Here is a 17953-nt window from a genome sequence, read left to right as displayed (position 1 = left end):
TGCGTCTTATTGTCCGGCGTGAACACAACCCAACCGGTACTGCTCATCCCGGCCTTGGCGTCCTCCACCGGTTCGTACCCGACCGCCTCGACCTCGTCGTCCAGGATGGTGGTGCTCGCCCGGTCGATGCCGTTGGCCGTGCCGGTCAGGCGGAAGCTGTTCGCCCCGAAGCTGGTGTAGTACTTCGAGCCCGCAGTCACCTTCACATTCACCAGGACCACGTGCTGGTTCCCGAGCGCCGAGAACCTGGACTTCGCGGCCGCCGAAGGCTGGAAGTCGGGCACGTACTTGAGCACCGTGGCCTTCTGCCCCATGACGTCGTCCGTAAAGGACTTGTTCACCGTCTTGGGAGTGGCGGCGGCCGTTCCCGCCCCGGCGTCGGCAGATTCCGACGGGGCGGCGGCGTCGGCCCGAGCGGAGGCGGAACGGGTGGGCTTGGGACCGGACGCAGAGTCGGAAGCCTTGTCGGAATCACCCCCGCACGCGGTGAGAAATGCACTGCAGGCCACGACGGCAGCGACAGCAGACAGACACGTACGAACACGCATGGAAACAGTCCCCCCGGAAACCCACCTGTGGGTCCGCACCGCACGCACGCGCGCCGGACCCGCCATGTCCCGGTCAGACACGGCGCGGCGACTCTACCCGAGACCTTCACCGCAGCCGACACCCACGAACGGCAGGGCAGCACCGATACCCTGCCGTATAGCAATGAGTTGACGCACAACGTGCCCCCACTCCGGTTGTGCAGGTGCGCCGCGGCTCAGCAAATGCTCGACCTCGATGGCGAGCAGCCCTCGGCCGCGCAGAGTTTGCTGCCCTCACGCCATGACCAACCATCACCGTCGCCCCCTCACCCGCGAACAACCGCGCAGCATCCGGCCGATACCACTCGACGCACCCGTTATCAGCACTGTCTTCCCGGGCAACAACCCGGTCCCCGCCCACCAGAGGCGCCCGCTCATCCATGACACCGGTTCAACCCCAAACAACCCTCACCCTGCCCCATCCCCTGTTCAGCCAAGGACAGTTCACCGCCGCAACAACCAGAAGAGGCCACGAGCAGGCCGTGGCAGACTCATGCCGCATGATTGATGAATTCGCGAAAGACAACCTGCACGGGAGACTGCGGCGGGACCGCGAGGCTCTGCTCTGGAAACTCGACGGCTTGTCCGAATACGATGCACGGCGACCTTTGACAGTGACCGGAACCACCCTCCTCGGCCTGGTCAAACACGTGGCCACCGTCGAGGCCAGGTACTTCGGTGAGGTCTTCGCCCGCCCTTGCCCTGAGCCGCTGCCCCGGTGGCAGGACTCCGACGGCAGCGATCAGTGGGCGGCCGAGGACGAGACCCGGGATCAGATCGTCGGGTTCTACCGGCGCACGTGGGAACACTCGGACGCGACGATCAACGAGCTTCCCCTCGACGCCCCCGGCCATGTGCCGTGGTGGCCGCAGCCCCGTCCCAACACCAACCTGTTCGCCATCATGGTCCACGTCCTCGGCGAAACCGTCCGGCATGCCGGGCACGCCGACATCCTGCGGGAGAGCGTCGACGGCCGGACCGGGGTGCGTGCCGAAAATGAGCAGCAGGTCGACGAGGAAGCCCGGCAGGCCCACTGCGCGAAGATCGAGCAGGCCGCCAGGTCGGTCGTATCCATCACCACGTAGAAAGTGGCTCACGTTACTTGCTTGATGTTCGTGCTGCGGCATGACATCGGTCGTGGCGCGTTCAGTGGCTTCGTTTCCCGGACGGGCGGGGTGTGTCAGGAGGCGGTGGCGGGTCGCAGTGGACCACGCACCAGGCTCTTGAAGGAGCGTTTGCGGTGCACCGTCGGCAAGGAATAGGGGGCGTTCCATCCCTCGGGGAAGGCGGATCCCCCTGGCAGTTCCAGGTTGGTGCGCTCATCGCACTCGAGGATCGCCCTCAGCCAGGTGCGCATCGCGTGGTGGAAGTCGTAGGTGAGCGGCTCGGGGGCCAGCAGCCAGTCGCGCCCGTTACTGCTCACATGGGTTGCGTAGTTGTCCGCGGAGCGGCCCGTCCACGGGCTCTCCGCCTGGATCGGGTGGAGCCCGTACCCGAGTTCGGTGATCGCCTTCAGGCTGCGGGCCAGCGAATCGTGGTCGGAACTGGGAAGGATCTCGAGGACGATCCACGGGCGGTGCTGGCGTACGGTTCGCACTCCCCCGGCCAGCACCTGTCCCTCCAGCGTCTCCACGTCGATCTTGATCAGATGTGGGCGGAGCTCGGGTCGCTCCTGCGTGAAGTCGTCCAGAGTCGTGACCGGGACGGTCACCGATTCCGTGTGCCGACGGTGATCGGAGTTGAGGGAATTCGACGACTCCGCTTTCAGCGAAAGGTACAGCTCCGCGCTGCCCGGTGTGTTGGATACCGCCGAGCGGACGAGTTCGAATCCGAGGCCGTTGACGTCTCGGATCTGTGCGCAGATTCCCGATGTCTCCGGCGCGGGTTCAAATGCGTGAACCGACAATTTGCAGCCGTATACGGCATCGATGAGTGCCGAATAGAGGCCGATGTGTGCGCCGACATCAAAAACGGCGCTCCCTTTCGGCGCTTGATGGGCCACCGCCATCAATGTCGCCTGTGTCAACGGCTCGTATCCCGCGAGCCCGGATCGACGCAACTGCCGTTGGACAGCCGTCTGTTTGCGGTTCATGAAATTCAATGCGCTGGGGTAGGGGCCAGCTTGTGCGATGGCTGACGGGTTGTGCGGGAGCCTGACTACGAGTGGCATGGGGAGTCTTCCTTTTCCGGTGATGGAGGCCGCCCCTTTTCAGGAGGCCGTGCGTGACGCTTGCGGCTGCTCGAGGCTTACGGCGTCGAACGTGCCTCCTCGGTCGCGCGCAGAACGGGAGACGCGGAACCCTCCGATGCCGCCCCTGTTGTCGGGTCGTACGGGCGCTCGTAGGGGCTGGCTGTGGGGTAGTAGCTGTCCAGGAACTGCTGTACGACTGCGGTGCTTGCGTGCTCCTCGCCGTCACAGGTAGTGGTGTCATTGAGGCAGAAGACGAGGTGGGAGCGGTTCAGCAGGCGTCGCAAGCGGGGTTCGATGCGTGGCTTGGAGATGTCCACGTAGTCGTAGCGGATGGTTCCCGGCACGGCCCGTCCGGTGAGGAAGGCGTAGTAGTGGTGCAGCGAGTTGGTGATGGCGATGTCATCGGGGCTGCGGAAGGTGTGTCCCGCGGTGCGCCGGTGGGCGTCGGCGAAGACCCGCTCCACGTCTTCCAGCACACTGCGCCGCAGCGCGCAGGGTGTGTGCTTCATCTTGCGGGTGATGCTGCTGCCGAACCTGGCCGCCAGCAGTTGCCGGTTGGTGACACCGGCGGCGGACACGGGGACGTCGTCCGCGCCGCTGCTGCCGACGGGCGGAAGCAGCGCCTTGGAGGGGAAGAACCTGCTGAGGCCATTGGCGAGGAAGAAGTCCTGCGGGAGCGCCGGGCGGCCCAGGAAGACGTCGTCGTTGAAGTAGAGGAAGTGCTCGGCCAGGTCATCGATGTGGTGCAACTGGCTTTCGATGGCATGCGAGTTGAACGTGGGCAGCGCGGCGGGGTCGGAGAAGATATCCCGGTGGTCGACGACGTGGACCCGGGGATGTGTGGTGTTGAGCCAGCTCGGTACCTGTCGGTCCGTGACGATGAAGATGTTCCGGATCCACGGCGCGTAGAGGTGCAGGGAACGCAGGGAGTAGCGCAGTTCGTCGCGGCTGAGGTAGCGGGCGGCGTTGGCTGCCTCCGGGTGGTAGGGCTCGCCCACCGATGCCGCCCGTCTTCGCTGCCACTGCGGATCCGAGCCGTCCACCCAGGTGTAGACGACGTCCACCGGGAAGTCGACATCGTCCGGCAGCGGTTCGGCGAACTCCCGCCGGGTGGGCACCTCCCCGGGCTGGGGGCGTGTGTCCACCGAGGCCAACCGTGTGAAGTGCCGGCCCGGACGCTGTACCACGGGCCCCCATCGGCTGATCCGCTCACACGTGAGGTTGGTTCGCGGCGCCACCAGTTCCGTGCCGTCTTCGGATGGGGGCCAGAACTCGATGTCGCATCCGAACTTCGGGCCCAGCACCAGCTCGGCGGAGGCCGAGTCCGCGAAGAAGCAGAAGACCCTGAACGCCTTCCGTGTGGTGACGCTGTCCCACACACTCGTGGAGTCGACGGGCCGGCTGGACTGCACCTGGCCCCGCCGGCCGCCTTGGGCCAGGGCGAGTTGGAGTGGGATCTGACTGCCGAGCGCGTGCAGCGCCTGCTCGGCCCGCGCCCGGTCCTCGGTGCAGACACCCACGGTGGAGGCGGTCTCCACCGTGCCGCGCACCATGAAGTGATCTACTCCGGCCTCCCGTAGGGCTCCGAGTACGGCCTGCAGGTTGTACTCGCGTGCTTGCAGCGGGGTGATCTCCCGGCGTTGCAGCGCGATACGCAGGCCGCCCCGGGTCCGGATGGGTACGTGACCGCCGTCGCCGAGCAGTCCCTGTTGTTCGAGCCGGGCCGACAGGCGACGTAGTTGGAGGTTTCGCGCTGCGAGTGTGGGGCGCTCAAGGTGATGTCTCAGGCGCTCCCATTCCTCGATCCCCGCTCGCGCGCGAACCGCGCGACGCAGGCGTAGCGGAATCATTCGGCGATACGCGCGCAGCGCTCGTGAGGGAGGTCCCGTGCGGAATTCCGCGCTGGACGGCGCGCTGGGCTGCGGCAAGGTTTCGTTCGGCATTGCACATCCCTGGACCTGAGGGGTCCGGTCGCGATCGCGACCCACTCGGACAACTTCGGATATTCGACGCGGGGAGAGCCTCGGCAGGCGCTTCCTTCAGTCGAACTACTTCAATACCGGTGGATCAAGGTCTGATTGACCGGAATGAATACGTGAAGAAGTGAATCCGCCTCAAGAGTTGTCGAGCGCGAATGAAGGGTGTTTCCTTGCTTCCCCTTCTTCCGTGCGAACGGCAACCCATCGGGTTGACGTGACGTTAACAAACGTTGTCGCCCAGGCGTCCGCCTCGTCGCCTATCGGTAAGAAAAGCACTCGAATCGAGTAAGAAGGATCTTCGGCCTGGCCTCTCGTCCGTCCCAGTAGCCAAGCGGTGCGGGGCATGGGCGGGCCCGTCGAGGGGCGCCGCCGTTCCGGCGCACGTCCACCTGGTCGACGCTCACTGCGATCATGACTGGGCCGCTGCCCGCGCTGAGGCAAGCAGGGCTGCTGGCACTTCACCGCCGGGGCGTTCCCCGTGCCGACCTCCCCACCACATCACGTTCCCGCCTCCCAGTCCGGTTCGGCGTCCGGTAGCAGTCCCGACAGCACGCCTCTATCGCGCGTCACCATTGGTCATAGAATCGCCGTGTGACGAACGACGATTCCGCATTCGCAGCGCTGGGCGCACTGACCGATCCCGTACGCCGTCGGCTCTATCGATACGTCGCCACTCAACCGGACGACGTAGGGCGTGACGCGGCCGCGGAGGCGGTTGGTGTGTCCCGGTCGCTGGCCGCGTTCCACTTGGACAAGCTCGTCGAGGCGGAGTTGTTGACCGCGTCGTCGCGGCGGTTGTCCGGGCGCACCGGGCCGGGCGCGGGGCGGCCCGCGAAGGTGTACCGGCGCGCCGAGGGGGAGCACGCCGTGTCCCTGCCACCCCGGTCCTACGGCTCCGTCGGTCACCTACTGGCCTCGACCGTGGAGAACGCGGGCCTGGACCGCGAGCTGCAGGAAGTGGCGCGGGCCGCGGGCGCCGCGCAGCCGGACGTGGATGTCGACGACCTGGTCGACGCCCTGGCGGAGCGCGGTTACCAGCCGTACTGGGATGAGGGGACGCTGCGTCTTCGCAACTGCCCCTTCCATGCGCTGGCCGAGGAGTTTCCCGCTCTCATCTGCGGGATGAATCTCGCGCTGCTGGAGGGGCTTGCGCCTGCGGAGTGGTCACCGACGATGGATCCGTGCCCGGGTGGATGCTGCGTAGCCCTGTCCCGGAGGTCCGACTGAGTTGCGCCTCGTCTTGGCGGTGATCTTTCCGCCGACGCCCACCTCCGTCAGTTTCTAAAACAAGTCATCATTGACTATAGAAGCGGGCTCGGACATGCTGGGCCCATGACTGGCTTTCACCTGGCACAGGTCAACATCGGCCGCCTCGTCGCCCCGCTGACCGGGCCCGAGCTCGCCGACTTCGTCGCACAGCTTCCCGAGATCAACGCGCTCGCCGACGGCAGCCCCGGATTCGTCTGGCGCATGGTCGACGACGCCGGCGAGGACGCGACCGGCTTCCGTCCCGATGACGCCGACGACATGATCCTGATCAACTGCTCGGTCTGGGAGTCGGTCGAGGCACTGCGAACGTTCACGTACCACAGCGATCACCTGCGCGTACTGAGCCGTCGCCGCGAGTGGTTCCAGCGCATGGCCGAGGCGCACCAGGCTCTGTGGTGGGTGCCGGCCGGGCATCGTCCGAGCATCGCGGAGGCGATGGAGCGGGTCGCTCTCGTCCGCGAACACGGGCCGGGGCCCCAGGCGTTCACCTTCCGCAGCCCCCACCCGGCGCCTGCCGCGACGGCCGGGCGGTGACATGCAGGTCAGTGGGGGCGGAAGACGGCTCCCACTCCGGCGTCCCGAGCCGAATCGCCGCTCGCCCCGTGTGCAGAGGTGCCCCTCAGCCCGACACCTCCGTCAGCATCCGCCACCCCGGCGCGTAGCGCCCGTCCAGGACGAGTGACGCGGCGCCGACCGCCCCGGCCGTCTCACCGATCAGGCTCGGTTCCACCGTCACACCGCCCAACGCGCGTGCCACCGACGTCGTGTTGACGGCCTTGTCGATCTCCTCGCCGAGCAGTTGCTCCACGCCGACGAGGGCCTCGCCGCCCAGCACCACCCGGCTCACATCGAGCAGGGCCACAGCCCCGCGCACCGCCTGCCCCATCCGGCGTCCCGCCAGGCGCACCACGTCACGGGCCGCTTCGTCGCCCGCTCTCACCGCGCGCCGCAGCAGCTTCCAGTCGGCGCGTACCGCGTCGGGGGCGCCGCTGAGTCCGATGCGGTGTGCGGCGGTGTCGCCGTGCCGGGTGAACAGGTCCTCGACCAGGGCGGCGGGGTTGCAGTAGGGGCCGAGGCAGCCGTAGCTCCCGCAGTCGCAGCGGCGGTTACCGGGTTCGGCCTGGGCGTGGCCGATCTCGCCCGCGTTGCCCGAATCGCCGCGCAGGACGTGGTTGCCCAGCATGACGCCTGCGCCGATCCCCGCGCCCATGTACAGGAACAGGAAGCCGTCGGCGCGGGCTTCGCCGCCGATCCAGCGTTCGCCTATCGCCGCGGCCGTCGCGTCGTTGTCCATCGCGACCGGCATGCCAGTTTCTTTCGCGAACATGTCAACCAGAGGTACGCGCCGCCAGCCGACGAAGTTCGGCGGGTTCACGATCGCGCCCGCCTTCGCGTCGATGGGGCCCGGCGCCGCGATCCCCAGGCCGAGCAGCCGGCTGCGGTCGATCGCGGCGCGTTCGGGCAGCCGCAGCGCCGCGCGTGCCACCCGGTCGACGACCGCGGTCGGATCGCTGGGGCGTGGCAGCGCGAAGCGGCGGCTGAGCAGCACCGATCCGGCGAGGTCCACCAGGACGATCACCGCGGCGTCCGGGTCGAGGTGCACCCCGAGGGCGTAGGCGCCGTCGGCGCGCGGGGTGAGCAGGGTGCGGCGTTTGCCTCCGCTGGAGGGCGCGTGCCCGGATTCGGCGATCAGGCCTTCGTCGAGCAGTCGGCGTACGACGTTCGACACGGTCTGGTTGGTGAGGCCGGTCAGGGGCCCCAACTCGACGCGACTCACCGGCCCTTTGGTGCGGATGGCGGCCAGGACGACGGCCTGGTTGTAGCCGCCGACCCTGGGCAGGTTGGTGCCGCTGCGCGCCATGGTGTCTCCTCCTTCGGGCAAGTCCGTCGTGGCACTCTCGCCAACTCGTGCTCGCCAACTCGTGTCCAGCGCACCGGTTTCGACGTCGAGATTATGCAGCAGGCGTTGACTTAGTCCATCCATTGGATTTAGGTAATCGACAACGCATCACGCACCAACGCGCACCACGCCCGCATCGTCGGTGGCTTCCGCATCGCCACCCGACCTGTGCAACCGCAACACCTCTGGTACCGCCTGCAGTTGAGCGCCCGACTCGGGTGCCGAGCCGCCACTTCCTGGAGGAACCCCTTGCGCAAGAAGCTCTTCGCCGCCCTCGCGGTCACCATCGCGACAACGTTGTCCGCAACCGCTTGCGGTGGTTCCGGATCCTCCGCCGGCGGCGACTCGATCAAGGTCGTCTACTGGCAGCACCTGGACCAGAACGACCACAAGCAGCAGAAGTTCCTCGCCTCGATGAAGAAGTCGTTCGAGAAGGCCCACCCGGGCAAGAAGGTCCAGATCGTTCCGGTCACGGCCTCGGAGAACGACTACTACACGAAGATCCAGCTGATGATGCGCTCGCCCTCGACCGCGCCCGACATGGTCTACGAGGACACGGCGCTGATCAACTCGGACATCGCCAGCGGGTACCTCAAACCGCTCGACGAGTACGTCGGGAAATGGTCGGACTGGGGCAAGTTCGCGAAGGCCGCCAAGGGCGCGGTCTCCTCCCCCACCGACGGCAAGACGTACGGCGTCCCGGACGACACCGACACCCGTGGCATCTGGTACAACGAGAAGCTGCTGAAGAAGGCGGGCATCAAGACGCCCTGGCAGCCCAAGAGTTGGCAGGACCTCCTCGACACCGCGCGCACGCTGAAGAAGAAGCTTCCGGGTGTCATCCCGATGAACCTGTACACCGGCCAGGCCGGGGGCGAGCAGTCCACCATGCAGGGCTTCGAGATGCTGCTGTACGGGACCGAGAGCGCCGGTGACTCCCTGTACGACGCCAAGAAGAAGAAGTGGATCGTCGGCTCGCAGGGCTTCAAGGACGCGCTGAAGTTCGTGCACACCGTCTACGGCGAGGACCTCGGCCTGGACAAGTCCACCGCCCTTGGAGCCAACGCGGGCACCGAGGTCGGTACGAAGCTGATGCCGAAGAGCAAGATCGCCATGAACATCGACGGGTCGTGGATGGCCAACAGCTGGCTGAAGACCGGTCCGAGCCCGTGGCCCGAGTGGTCGAAGACGATGAAGCCGGCCGCCATGCCCACGCAGAACGGACAGGCGCCCGGCAAGGTCAGCATGTCGGGCGGCTGGGCCTGGTCGATTCCGTCGAAGGCCAAGAACCCCGATCTGGCCTGGCAGTTCATCAAGGCGATCAAGAACAAGGACAACTCGGTGAAGTGGAACATCATCGAGTCCACGACCGCCGTGCGTACCGATGTCGCCGCCGACCCGAAGTACCTCAACGCCACACCGACCAACAAGTTCTTCACCGACCTGGTGAAGCACACCCACTTCCGCCCGGCGCTGCCGAAGTACCCGCAGGTCTCCAACGCCATCACCAAGGCCATGGAGTCCGTGACCACCGGGCAGGCCTCGGTGGGCGAGGCCGCCAAGACCTACGACGAGGATCTGGGCACGGCCGTCGGCCCTGACGCCACTGCCAAGGGCGTCCGATGAAAACGGCCGTCGCCACCGCCGATGCCGTCCCGGGTGCGAGCGCGGCCGGCCGCGCTCCCGTGAGACGCTCACTGCTGCGCGGCATGCCGCTGCTGCCGTCGATCGTCCTGCTGGCCGTGTTCCTGGCCGGACCGATCCTGTACTGCGTCTACGACGCGTTCACCGACGCCCAATTGACCGGCGCCGCCGAGACGAACTTCGTCGGCCTGGACAACTTCACGCGGGCGCTGGACGATCCGAACTTCCTCAACGCCCTGTGGCTGACCCTGGTGTTCGTCGTCGGCTCCGCCGTCATCGGGCAGAACACCCTCGGCCTGAGCCTCGCGGTGATGGCCGAGAAAGCCACCAAGCCGCTGCGCACACTCACCAACGGTGTCGTCATCGCCGCCTGGGTGCTGCCCGAGGTCGTCGCCGGGTACCTGATGTACGCGTTCTTCTACAAGCAGGGCTCGCTCAACAACGTCCTCGACTTCCTGGGTCTTCCGCAGCAGAACTGGCTCTACACGCTGCCTATCCTCGCGGTGTGCCTGGCCAATGTGTGGCGCGGCACCGCGTTCTCGATGATGGTGTACTCCGCCGCGCTCAACGAGGTGCCGCGCGAGCTGGTCGAGGCCGCCGAGATGGACGGCGCGGGTGTGTGGCACCGGCTGTGGCATGTGACGCTGCCGGTCATCCGCCGCACCATCATGACCAACCTCATGCTGATCACCTTGCAGACGCTCTCCGTCTTCGGGCTGATCTACGCCATGACGCGTGGCGGCCCCGGCAACAAGAGCCAGACCCTGCCGGTGTTCATGTACCAGCAGGCCTTCCAGAACAGCATGATCGGCTACGGGACCGCGATCGCTCTGGTGCTGCTGGTCGTGGGTGCCCTGTTCTCCCTGGTGTATCTGAAGCTGCTCAAGGTGGAGGACGACTGATGGCGACCACCGATCTGCTGCCCGCCGCCGAGGCCGGTCGCGCCGACGGCGGCGCCCGCCCGACCCCCGTGACAAGCACGGCACGGCGCCGGTTCCGTCCCGGGCGCGTCGCCGTCAATGTCGTCCTGCTGGTGATCAGCCTGCTGTTCGTGCTGCCGCTGGTGTGGATGGTGTTCGCGGCGTTCAGCTCCACGGCCAGCTTCGAGCTGAACGTGCCCACGCCGCCGACGCTGGACAACTTCCACGCGATCATGAACGCCGAGACGACGTACCGGCCGCTGCTCAACGGGCTGCTGCTGTGCGGCGGCGCGACCCTGCTGTGCGTGGTCGCGTCGATCCTGGCCGCGTACCCACTCTCGCGCTACCGCTCCCGGCTGCGCCGCCCGTTCCTGTACACCGTGCTGTTCACCACCGGGCTGCCCATCACCGCCGTAATGATCCCCGTGTACAGCATGTTCGTGCAGGTCGAGCTGATCGACTCGATGTTCGCGACGACGCTGTTCCTGGCGGCCTCCGCGCTGCCCATCGGGATCTGGCTGATGAAGAACTTCATGGACGGGGTGCCCATCGTCCTGGAGGAGGCCGCGCGGATCGACGGCGCGAACGCCATGCAGTCGCTTGCCCGCGTGGTGCTGCCGCTGATGTGGCCGGGTGTCACCGTCGTCACCGTGTTCACCTTCATCAGCATGTGGGGCAACTTCTTCGTGCCGTTCGTGCTGCTCCTGTCGCCGGAGAAGCTGCCGGCGTCGGTGAGTGTGTTCACGTTCCTCAGCGCCCATGACCAGACGCAGTACGGGCAGCTCGCCGCGTTCTCCCTGGTGTACACGCTGCCCGTGGTGATGCTGTACCTGCTGCTGACCCGCAAGTTGGGCGGCGGCTTCGCCCTGGGCGGCGCCCTCAAGGGCTGAGTCCACATCCCCGGTGAGGGGCCAACTCCTCTCCCGTGCCGTCCTGTTCAATGTTCTTCGAAAGGTGTTCTGTGCACTCCGACCGCGACATCGTCCAGCACCGCCTCCGGCGCGTCCTCGACGAACGCATCCGGCCCGCCGTCCACGCCACCTCCGTCCCGCTGGACATCGGCATCTGGCAGGTGCCGGGCGAGCCCGTCCCCGTGGCCGAGGGTCTCGCCGCCGACTACCGGCCCACCGCGGTGGGCGCACCCTGGGGTCCGGCCTGGACCACCAACTGGTTCAAGGTCAGCGGTCGGGTCCCCGAGGAGTGGGCGGGGCGCCGCGTCGAGGCCGTCGTCGACCTCGGTTTCGGCACGACCGAGCCGGGCTTCTCCGCCGAGGGCCTCGCGTACCGGCCCGATGGGACCGCCGTGAAGGCGCTCAACCCGCGCAACGCCTGGCTGCCGGTCGCCGAACAGGCCGTCGGAGGCGAGGAGTTCGTCTGCTACGTCGAGGCCGCCGCGAACCCGCTCGTCATGCACTCGGGACCGGAGGACCGCTCCTTCGCGAGCACGCCGCTCGGAGGTCGCGCGCCGTGGCTCGACGAGGAAGGTGCCTCGAACGGTGAGCCGATCTACCGGCTGCGCCGTCTCGACCTGGCCGTCTTCGACGCGGAGGTGTACGAGCTCGTCCACGACCTGGAAGTACTCGACCAGCTGATGCGGGAGCTGCCGGAGCAGGCGCCGCGCCGCTGGCAGATCCTGCGGGCGCTGTCCTCGGCGCTGGACGCCGTGGACCTCCAAGACATCAGCGGAACCGCGTCGGCAGCTCGTGAGATCCTCGCGCCGGCGCTGGCATCGGGCGCGGCCGACGGCGAGCACCGCATCTCGGCGATCGGGCACGCGCACATCGACACGGCGTGGCTGTGGCCGCTGCGCGAGACCGTGCGCAAGGTCGCGCGCACCGTCTCCAATGTCACCCAACTCATGGATGAGTACCCGGAGTTCCGCTTCGTGATGTCCCAGGCGCAGCAGTTGGCCTGGCTCAAGGAGCACCGGCCCGAGGTGTACGAGCGGGCCCAGGAGAAGGCGAAGACGGGGCAGTTCGTGCCGACGGGCAGCCTGTGGGTGGAGCCGGACACCAACATCACCGGTGGTGAGGCGCTGGCGCGGCAGTTCATCCACGGCAAGCGGTTCTATCTCGAAGAGTTCGGTGTCGAGACCGAGGACATGTGGCTGCCGGACACGTTTGGCTACAACGCGGCGATGCCGCAGCTGATGAAGCTGGCCGGGGTGCGCTGGTTCCTCACGCAGAAGATCTCGTGGAACACGACGAACAAGTTCCCCCATCACACTTTCTGGTGGGAGGGCATCGACGGTACCCGGATCTTCAGCCACTTCCCGCCGGTCGACACGTACAACAGTGACCTGTCCGGCGCCGAGGTGGCGCACAGTGTGCGCAACTTCCAGGACAAGGGTGCGGCCAATCGTTCGCTGGCCCCGTTCGGGTACGGCGACGGTGGTGGCGGCCCCACCCGCGAGATGCTGGCGCGCGCCGAGCGGCTCGCGGATCTGGAGGGTTCGGCGCGGGTCGAGATCGAGAAGCCGGGTGACTTCTTCGCCAAGGCCCTTGAGGACTATCCGGACGCGCCGGTGTGGGTGGGCGAGCTGTACCTGGAGTTCCACCGGGGCACGCTCACCTCTCAGATCGCGACCAAGCAGGGCAACCGGCGCAGCGAACACCTGCTGCGGGAGGCCGAGTTGTGGGCGGCGACGGCGGCGCTGCGCACAGGGGCGGCGTATCCGTACGAGGCGATCGACCGGCTGTGGAAGACGGTGCTGCTGCACCAGTTCCACGACATTCTGCCGGGTACGTCGATCGCGTGGGTGCATCGGGAGGCGGAGGAGACGTACCGTCAGGTGGCCGCAGAGCTGGGCGAGTTGATCGCCTCGGCGCAGACCGCGCTGGCGGGTCCGGCCTCCGATGACGGTTCGCGGGTCGTCTTCAACGCCGCTCCGCACGCCCGCGCGGGCGCCGCCGCCCTGGGTACGACGGTGCGCCGGGAGCCGGAGGCGGTCACGGTCGAACCGCAGCCGCGGGACGGTGGGTTCGTCCTGGACAACGGGCTGGTGCGCGTCGTGATCGACGAGCGGGGCCTGGTCACGTCGGCGTACGACATCGACGGCGAGCGGGAGGCGCTGCCGCCGGGTGCGGTGGCCAACCTGCTCCAGCTGCACCAGGACTTCCCGAACCAGTGGGACGCCTGGGATCTGGACGCCTTCTACCGCAACACCGTCACGGATCTGACGGAGGCGGAGTCGGTGACCGTCGTGGATGGCGGCGTACGCGTGGTCCGTGCCTTTGGTGATTCGCGTATCGAGCAGACTCTGGCGCTCGCGCCGGGTGCCCGTCGCCTGGACGTGGGCACGGTCCTGGACTGGCACGAGACGGAGAAGCTGCTCAAGGTCGCCTTCCCGCTGGACGTGCGGGCCGGGCACTCCACGGCGCAGGTGCCGTTCGGGCACGTCGAGCGGCCCACGCACACCAACACCAGCTGGGACGCCGCGAAGTTCGAGGTGTGCGCGCACCGCTTCCTGCACGTCGGCGAGAAGGGCTGGGGCGCGGCCCTGGTCAACGACTCGACGTACGGGCACGACGTCACACGTGATGTGCGCGAGGACGGTGGCACCACCACGACGGTCCGCCTGTCCCTGGCCCGCGCGCCGCGCTTCCCCGACCCGGACACGGACCAGGGCACGCACCGGCTGCGCTACGCCCTGCTGATCGGCGCGGACGTCGACGACGCGGTCCGCGAGGGCTACCGCCTCAACCTGCCCGAGCGGACGGTGTCCGGCTCGGCGGAGGTGGCACCACTCGTGGCCGTGGACAACCCGGCCGTGGTGGTCGAGGCCCTCAAACTCGCCGACGACCGCTCGGGCGACGTCGTGGTCCGCCTGTACGAGTCCCAGGGTGCCCGCGCCACCGCTCTCCTCTCCCCCGGCTTCCGCCTCGCCTCGGCGACGGCCACGGACCTGCTGGAGCGCCCGCGCGCCGCCGACGAGCCCGCGTGCGAGGCGACGGACGGTGGAGTGCGGTTGCGGCTGCGGCCGTTCCAGATTCTGACGGTGCGGCTGGCGGCCGTACGGGACTGAGTACGCGGCAGGTGTGACGGGGCCTCGCGGGAGTGTGCGCGGGGCCCCGTCACGGATGACTCGAGGAATCCGAGAACGCGCTACTTCCGAGAATCAACAACCAGGAGGTTCACCCGACATGGAGGACGACCACCGACAGGCGCACAGGCGCCGCGGCATGCTCAAGGCCTCGGCGACCGTGGTCGGCGCGGCGCTCACCGGGTCGCTCGCCGGCGCGGGCAGTGCCACCGCCGCGAGCACACCCCCACGGTTCCCGCGCGGGCCGGCGACCTTCCCCATGGGTCCGTTCACCAAGAGCGAGGCGAATCCGATTCTGCGGCCGGACCCGTCGCACGAGTGGGAGTCGGCGTATCTGTACAACCCCTGCGCCCTCGTGGTGGGCGGCAGGATCGCGTTGCTGTACCGGGCGCAGAACAAGGCGAAGCGGTCCAGTATCGGGCTCGCCTGGAGCGATGACGGCATCACGTTCCGGCGCAGGTCCGAGCCGGTGCTCACGCCGAGCGAGCCGTACGAGCTGCCAGGTGGGTGCGAGGATCCGCGAGTGGTGCACGTCGGTGACACCTTCTACATGACGTACACCGGTTACGACGGGACGAGCGCGTTGCTGTGCCTGGCGACGTCGAAGGACCTGGTGCACTGGGAGAAGCACGGGCCGCTCTTCCCTGAGTTGCACGACCCGATCCATGGTGACAAGCCGTGGAACAAGTCGGGTGCCATCCTCAGCACGCCCATCGACGGCATGTACTGGATGTACTTCGGTGAGTCCAACGTCTTCTGGGCCCGGTCCAAGGATCTGATCCACTGGGAGACCGTCGGGAACGACGATCCGGTGGCGAAGCCCGTGCACCCCTGGGAAGGGTCCCTGATCGAGCCCGGCCCGCCACCGTTGCGCACCGACGACGGACACATCCTGCTCGTCTACAACGCCCGCTCGGACGGCAAGGGCGGGTACACCAAGGGCCAGTACTCCACCGGTCAGCTGCTCATCGACCCGGCCGACCCGACCAAGGCGGTGGCCCGCCTCGAGCGGCCGTTCCTCGTGCCGACGTCGGCGGACGAGCAGGACGGCCAGGTCAATCACGTGGTGTTCACCGAGGGGTTGGTGCGGTTCCGCGACGTCTGGTTCCTGTACTACGGCATGGCGGATTCGGTGCTCGGCGTCGCGGTGTGGCGGCCCGGCCCAACGGGCTGAGCGTGCCGCACGGTGTCACGCGGCCTTGCGGTCGGATTCTCTGGGGGTGTTCGTTTCTCGGCCGCTCCGCTCGTCACCGTGGACGAGACGGAGATGACGCAGTCGATGGTGTCCGGATCCCGGGCGGGTCGCTCCGCCCATGCGGTCTTCTATGCGGTCCATGCCGAGCAGGAGCAGTCCCATGGCCGGCAGGAGCAAAAGAGCCACGATCAGCATCGGTGGCTTCCTTCCCTCGACTTCTCACTTTTCGCCTGCCCCGTACATCGGCCTCCATGGTCGTGATGATGTGATGATTCCGTAACGCCAGGGTTTGCCACTGATATCGCGATCTGTGCGATTTCCGTGGCGTGGCGCCCCGCGGGAGTCGTACGGCCCACATGTGACGGCCCGCCCGGATGTCGGGCGGGCCGTCACATGTGGTGCGTGGGCCCTGGTTGGGCCGGGGTCGGTCAGTGTGTCGCGCCCAGTTCCGCTTCCTCCATCCGGGACTCCTCGCGCGATTCCTCGATGTTCTCCAGCACGCGCTCCCGCGGGAGTCGCACGCGCAGGGCCAACAGGTAGACGAGCGCGGTGAGCACGAGGTTGGCGACAAATCCCCAGCCGAGGCCGATCCAGCCGAGGCCACCGTCGTAGTCGCCGATCCGGCTGATCACGGCGAGGCCGACGAGCCACGGCAGCACCCAGCTCGCGCCCGCCTTCCAGTCCAGCTGCGGGGCGTGGCCCTTGTCGAGCACCTGGAGGACCGCCAGGACGACGAAGCCGATACAGATGGTGAGGAACAGCTTGTAGTTGGTGTTCCAGCCCGCCCAGTACACGATCAGGTTCGCCGAATAGAGGCCGAGGAACGGGATGATGTCACCGCCGGGAAGCCTGTACGGCCTTTCGTGCTCGGGGATCTGACGGCGCATCACGGCCAGGACGAGCGGTCCCGACCCGAACGACAGCACGGTGGCCGAGGTGATGAAGCCGACCAGCTCCTGCCAGCTCGGGAACGGCAGAAAGACGATGAGTCCGAGTACGAAGGTCACGGTCAGGCTGACCAGCGGCGCCCCCTTGCGCGTGGTCTTGGCAAGGCCCGCGGGCGCGTTGCGGTTGCGGGCCATGGCGTAGGAGATGCGGGCCGTGACGGTGGTGTAGATGAGGCCGGTGTCCGCCGGCGAGATCACCGCGTCCACGTAGAGGATGTAGGCCAGCCAGCCCAGGCCGATGGCGCTGGAGATGGCGGCGAGCGGGCCGAAGTCGTTGGCGAAGGCCAGGTTGAGCCAGCCGTGCGAGTGCTGCAGGTCGCTCTCGGGGACCGCGCCGAGGAAGGCGATTTCGAGGAGTACGTAGATCAGGCCGGTGAGCAGTACGGAACCGATGACGGCGAACGGGACGTTGCGCCGCGGATTGTCGGTCTCACCTGCGAGTTCCACTCCTTGGCGAAAGCCCAGAAAGGAGAAGGTGATGCCCGCGGTGGAGATTGCTGTGAAGATACCCTTGGCGCCGCCGGGGGCGAAGCCTCCGTACTCGGCGGCTCCGAGGTTGTGTCCATGGAAGGCGGTCACGAAGAATGCCACGATCACCAGCGCGATGGCGAGCAGCTTCCACCAGACCAGGACATTGTTGACGCGGGCGAACCAGCGGATGCCGTAGTAGTTCAGGAGGACGAAGAATGCCATGGCGACGACCGCGACGGCATAGCCGAGCGTGGTCAGGGTGTAGGCGCCGTTCGCCTCGTGGAAATCGGTGAAGTGCGCCCACTTCGTGGCGTATTGCAGGGCGCCTTCGACCTCGATGGGTGCCACCGTCGCGGCGGCGATCCAGGTGATCCAGCCCATGGTGTAGCTGGCGAAGGAGCCGAAGGAGAGGTGCGGAAAGCGCACCACTCCCCCGGACACCGGGAACATGGTTCCCAGTTCGGCGAAGCACAGCCCGATGAGGAGAATCATCACGGCGGCTATCGCCCACGAGAATATGGAAGCGGGCCCGGCGATCTTCGCCGCGTTCAACGCGCCGAAGAGCCAGCCGGATCCGATGATGGATCCCACGCCCGCGAATAGCAGGCTGATCCGACCCATGTCTCTGCGTAGCCCTGTTCGTTGCTCCGAGGTTTCCCCCGAAGACTCAGTCAGCGTGGCCATCACCACATCCGTCCCTGATCCGCGGCCCGCTCTTTCGAGGTCGCTCGCTTGATCTGCTACTGGGCGGCCGTCTGCCCTGCCGATCGAGATCCATGCGGCATGAATCTAGTTTTGCCAAATGATG

The 17953-nt window shown here is 67.4% G+C and carries 14 protein-coding genes; 8 read left to right on the top strand and 6 right to left on the bottom strand.

Annotation, left to right across the window (positions count from 1 at the left end; translation table 11 throughout):
* A partial coding sequence (locus ACWD2L_RS26650; protein WP_451191938.1) for a hypothetical protein occupies positions 1 to 314 on the bottom strand: 314 nt, incomplete at its 3' end.
* A gap of 773 nt (positions 315 to 1087) precedes the next feature.
* Between ACWD2L_RS26650 and ACWD2L_RS26645 the strand changes: the two genes are divergently transcribed.
* Complete coding sequence (locus tag ACWD2L_RS26645) at positions 1088 to 1672, top strand: DinB family protein (protein ID WP_451191952.1); 585 nt, start codon at positions 1088 to 1090, stop codon at positions 1670 to 1672.
* A 95-nt stretch (positions 1673 to 1767) separates the two neighbouring features.
* On the opposite strand, the gene ACWD2L_RS26640 is transcribed toward ACWD2L_RS26645, so the two are convergent.
* Together ACWD2L_RS26640 and ACWD2L_RS26635 are read right to left on the bottom strand one after the other, a co-directional pair.
* On the bottom strand, positions 1768 to 2757 hold the full coding sequence (locus ACWD2L_RS26640; RefSeq protein WP_451191936.1) for an FkbM family methyltransferase: 990 nt from the start codon (positions 2755 to 2757) through the stop codon (positions 1768 to 1770).
* A 77-nt stretch (positions 2758 to 2834) separates the two neighbouring features.
* A complete protein-coding gene (locus ACWD2L_RS26635) occupies positions 2835 to 4628 on the bottom strand; it encodes a stealth family protein (RefSeq protein ID WP_451191933.1) in 1794 nt (597 codons plus the stop codon).
* Between the two features lie 720 nt (positions 4629 to 5348).
* Here ACWD2L_RS26635 and ACWD2L_RS26630 point away from each other — a divergent pair.
* Together ACWD2L_RS26630 and ACWD2L_RS26625 are read left to right on the top strand one after the other, a co-directional pair.
* Entirely contained in the window at positions 5349 to 5984 is a 636-nt protein-coding gene (locus ACWD2L_RS26630; RefSeq protein ID WP_451191930.1) for a helix-turn-helix transcriptional regulator, read from the top strand.
* A gap of 105 nt (positions 5985 to 6089) precedes the next feature.
* Positions 6090 to 6560 carry a DUF3291 domain-containing protein gene (locus tag ACWD2L_RS26625; RefSeq protein ID WP_451191927.1) on the top strand — a complete coding sequence of 157 codons (471 nt, stop codon included), beginning with the start codon at positions 6090 to 6092 and terminating at the stop codon, positions 6558 to 6560.
* Positions 6561 to 6645: 85 nt separating this feature from the next.
* On the opposite strand, the gene ACWD2L_RS26620 is transcribed toward ACWD2L_RS26625, so the two are convergent.
* Positions 6646 to 7887, bottom strand: coding sequence for an ROK family transcriptional regulator (locus ACWD2L_RS26620; RefSeq protein WP_451191924.1), 1242 nt, complete (start codon positions 7885 to 7887; stop codon positions 6646 to 6648).
* Between the two features lie 288 nt (positions 7888 to 8175).
* Between ACWD2L_RS26620 and ACWD2L_RS26615 the strand changes: the two genes are divergently transcribed.
* From ACWD2L_RS26615 to ACWD2L_RS26595, 5 genes are all read left to right on the top strand, one after another.
* A complete protein-coding gene (locus ACWD2L_RS26615) occupies positions 8176 to 9552 on the top strand; it encodes an extracellular solute-binding protein (protein WP_451191921.1) in 1377 nt (458 codons plus the stop codon).
* Entirely contained in the window at positions 9549 to 10472 is a 924-nt protein-coding gene (locus ACWD2L_RS26610; protein ID WP_451191918.1) for a carbohydrate ABC transporter permease, read from the top strand. Before ACWD2L_RS26615 ends, ACWD2L_RS26610 begins: the two co-directional genes overlap by 4 nt.
* Positions 10472 to 11380, top strand: a complete 909-nt coding sequence (locus ACWD2L_RS26605) for a carbohydrate ABC transporter permease (RefSeq protein ID WP_451191914.1) — start codon at positions 10472 to 10474, stop codon at positions 11378 to 11380. The genes ACWD2L_RS26610 and ACWD2L_RS26605 overlap by 1 nt, the downstream gene beginning before the upstream one ends.
* Positions 11381 to 11451: 71 nt before the next feature.
* A complete protein-coding gene (locus ACWD2L_RS26600; RefSeq protein WP_451191911.1) occupies positions 11452 to 14514 on the top strand; it encodes an alpha-mannosidase in 3063 nt (1020 codons plus the stop codon).
* Between the two features lie 118 nt (positions 14515 to 14632).
* Positions 14633 to 15706, top strand: coding sequence for a glycoside hydrolase family 130 protein (locus tag ACWD2L_RS26595; RefSeq protein WP_451191908.1), 1074 nt, complete (start codon positions 14633 to 14635; stop codon positions 15704 to 15706).
* A gap of 15 nt (positions 15707 to 15721) precedes the next feature.
* On the opposite strand, the gene ACWD2L_RS26590 is transcribed toward ACWD2L_RS26595, so the two are convergent.
* On the bottom strand, positions 15722 to 15922 hold the full coding sequence (locus tag ACWD2L_RS26590) for a hypothetical protein (protein WP_451191905.1): 201 nt from the start codon (positions 15920 to 15922) through the stop codon (positions 15722 to 15724).
* Between the two features lie 233 nt (positions 15923 to 16155).
* Positions 16156 to 17829 (bottom strand): APC family permease, encoded by a 1674-nt coding sequence (locus tag ACWD2L_RS26585; protein WP_451191902.1) that lies wholly within the window; start codon positions 17827 to 17829, stop codon positions 16156 to 16158.
* Positions 17830 to 17953 lie beyond the last annotated feature (124 nt).

The sequence above is a fragment of the Streptomyces sp. NPDC002754 genome, from assembly GCF_053592315.1.
The sequence above is the reverse complement of the archived record's forward strand: the minus strand, read 5'-3'. Positions and strand labels throughout refer to the sequence as shown.

Excerpts from the sequence above, each read along its gene's own strand:
- ACWD2L_RS26645 (WP_451191952.1), top strand. The coding sequence starts at position 1,088 with ATGATTGATGAATTCGCGAAAGACAACCTGCACGGGAGACTGCGGCGG.
- ACWD2L_RS26640 (WP_451191936.1), bottom strand. The coding sequence starts at position 2,757 with ATGCCACTCGTAGTCAGGCTCCCGCACAACCCGTCAGCCATCGCACAA.
- ACWD2L_RS26635 (WP_451191933.1), bottom strand. The coding sequence starts at position 4,628 with ATGATTCCGCTACGCCTGCGTCGCGCGGTTCGCGCGCGAGCGGGGATC.
- ACWD2L_RS26625 (WP_451191927.1), top strand. The coding sequence starts at position 6,090 with ATGACTGGCTTTCACCTGGCACAGGTCAACATCGGCCGCCTCGTCGCC.
- ACWD2L_RS26620 (WP_451191924.1), bottom strand. The coding sequence starts at position 7,887 with ATGGCGCGCAGCGGCACCAACCTGCCCAGGGTCGGCGGCTACAACCAG.
- ACWD2L_RS26610 (WP_451191918.1), top strand. The coding sequence starts at position 9,549 with ATGAAAACGGCCGTCGCCACCGCCGATGCCGTCCCGGGTGCGAGCGCG.
- ACWD2L_RS26605 (WP_451191914.1), top strand. The coding sequence starts at position 10,472 with ATGGCGACCACCGATCTGCTGCCCGCCGCCGAGGCCGGTCGCGCCGAC.
- ACWD2L_RS26595 (WP_451191908.1), top strand. The coding sequence starts at position 14,633 with ATGGAGGACGACCACCGACAGGCGCACAGGCGCCGCGGCATGCTCAAG.
- ACWD2L_RS26590 (WP_451191905.1), bottom strand. The coding sequence starts at position 15,922 with ATGCTGATCGTGGCTCTTTTGCTCCTGCCGGCCATGGGACTGCTCCTG.
- ACWD2L_RS26585 (WP_451191902.1), bottom strand. The coding sequence starts at position 17,829 with ATGGCCACGCTGACTGAGTCTTCGGGGGAAACCTCGGAGCAACGAACA.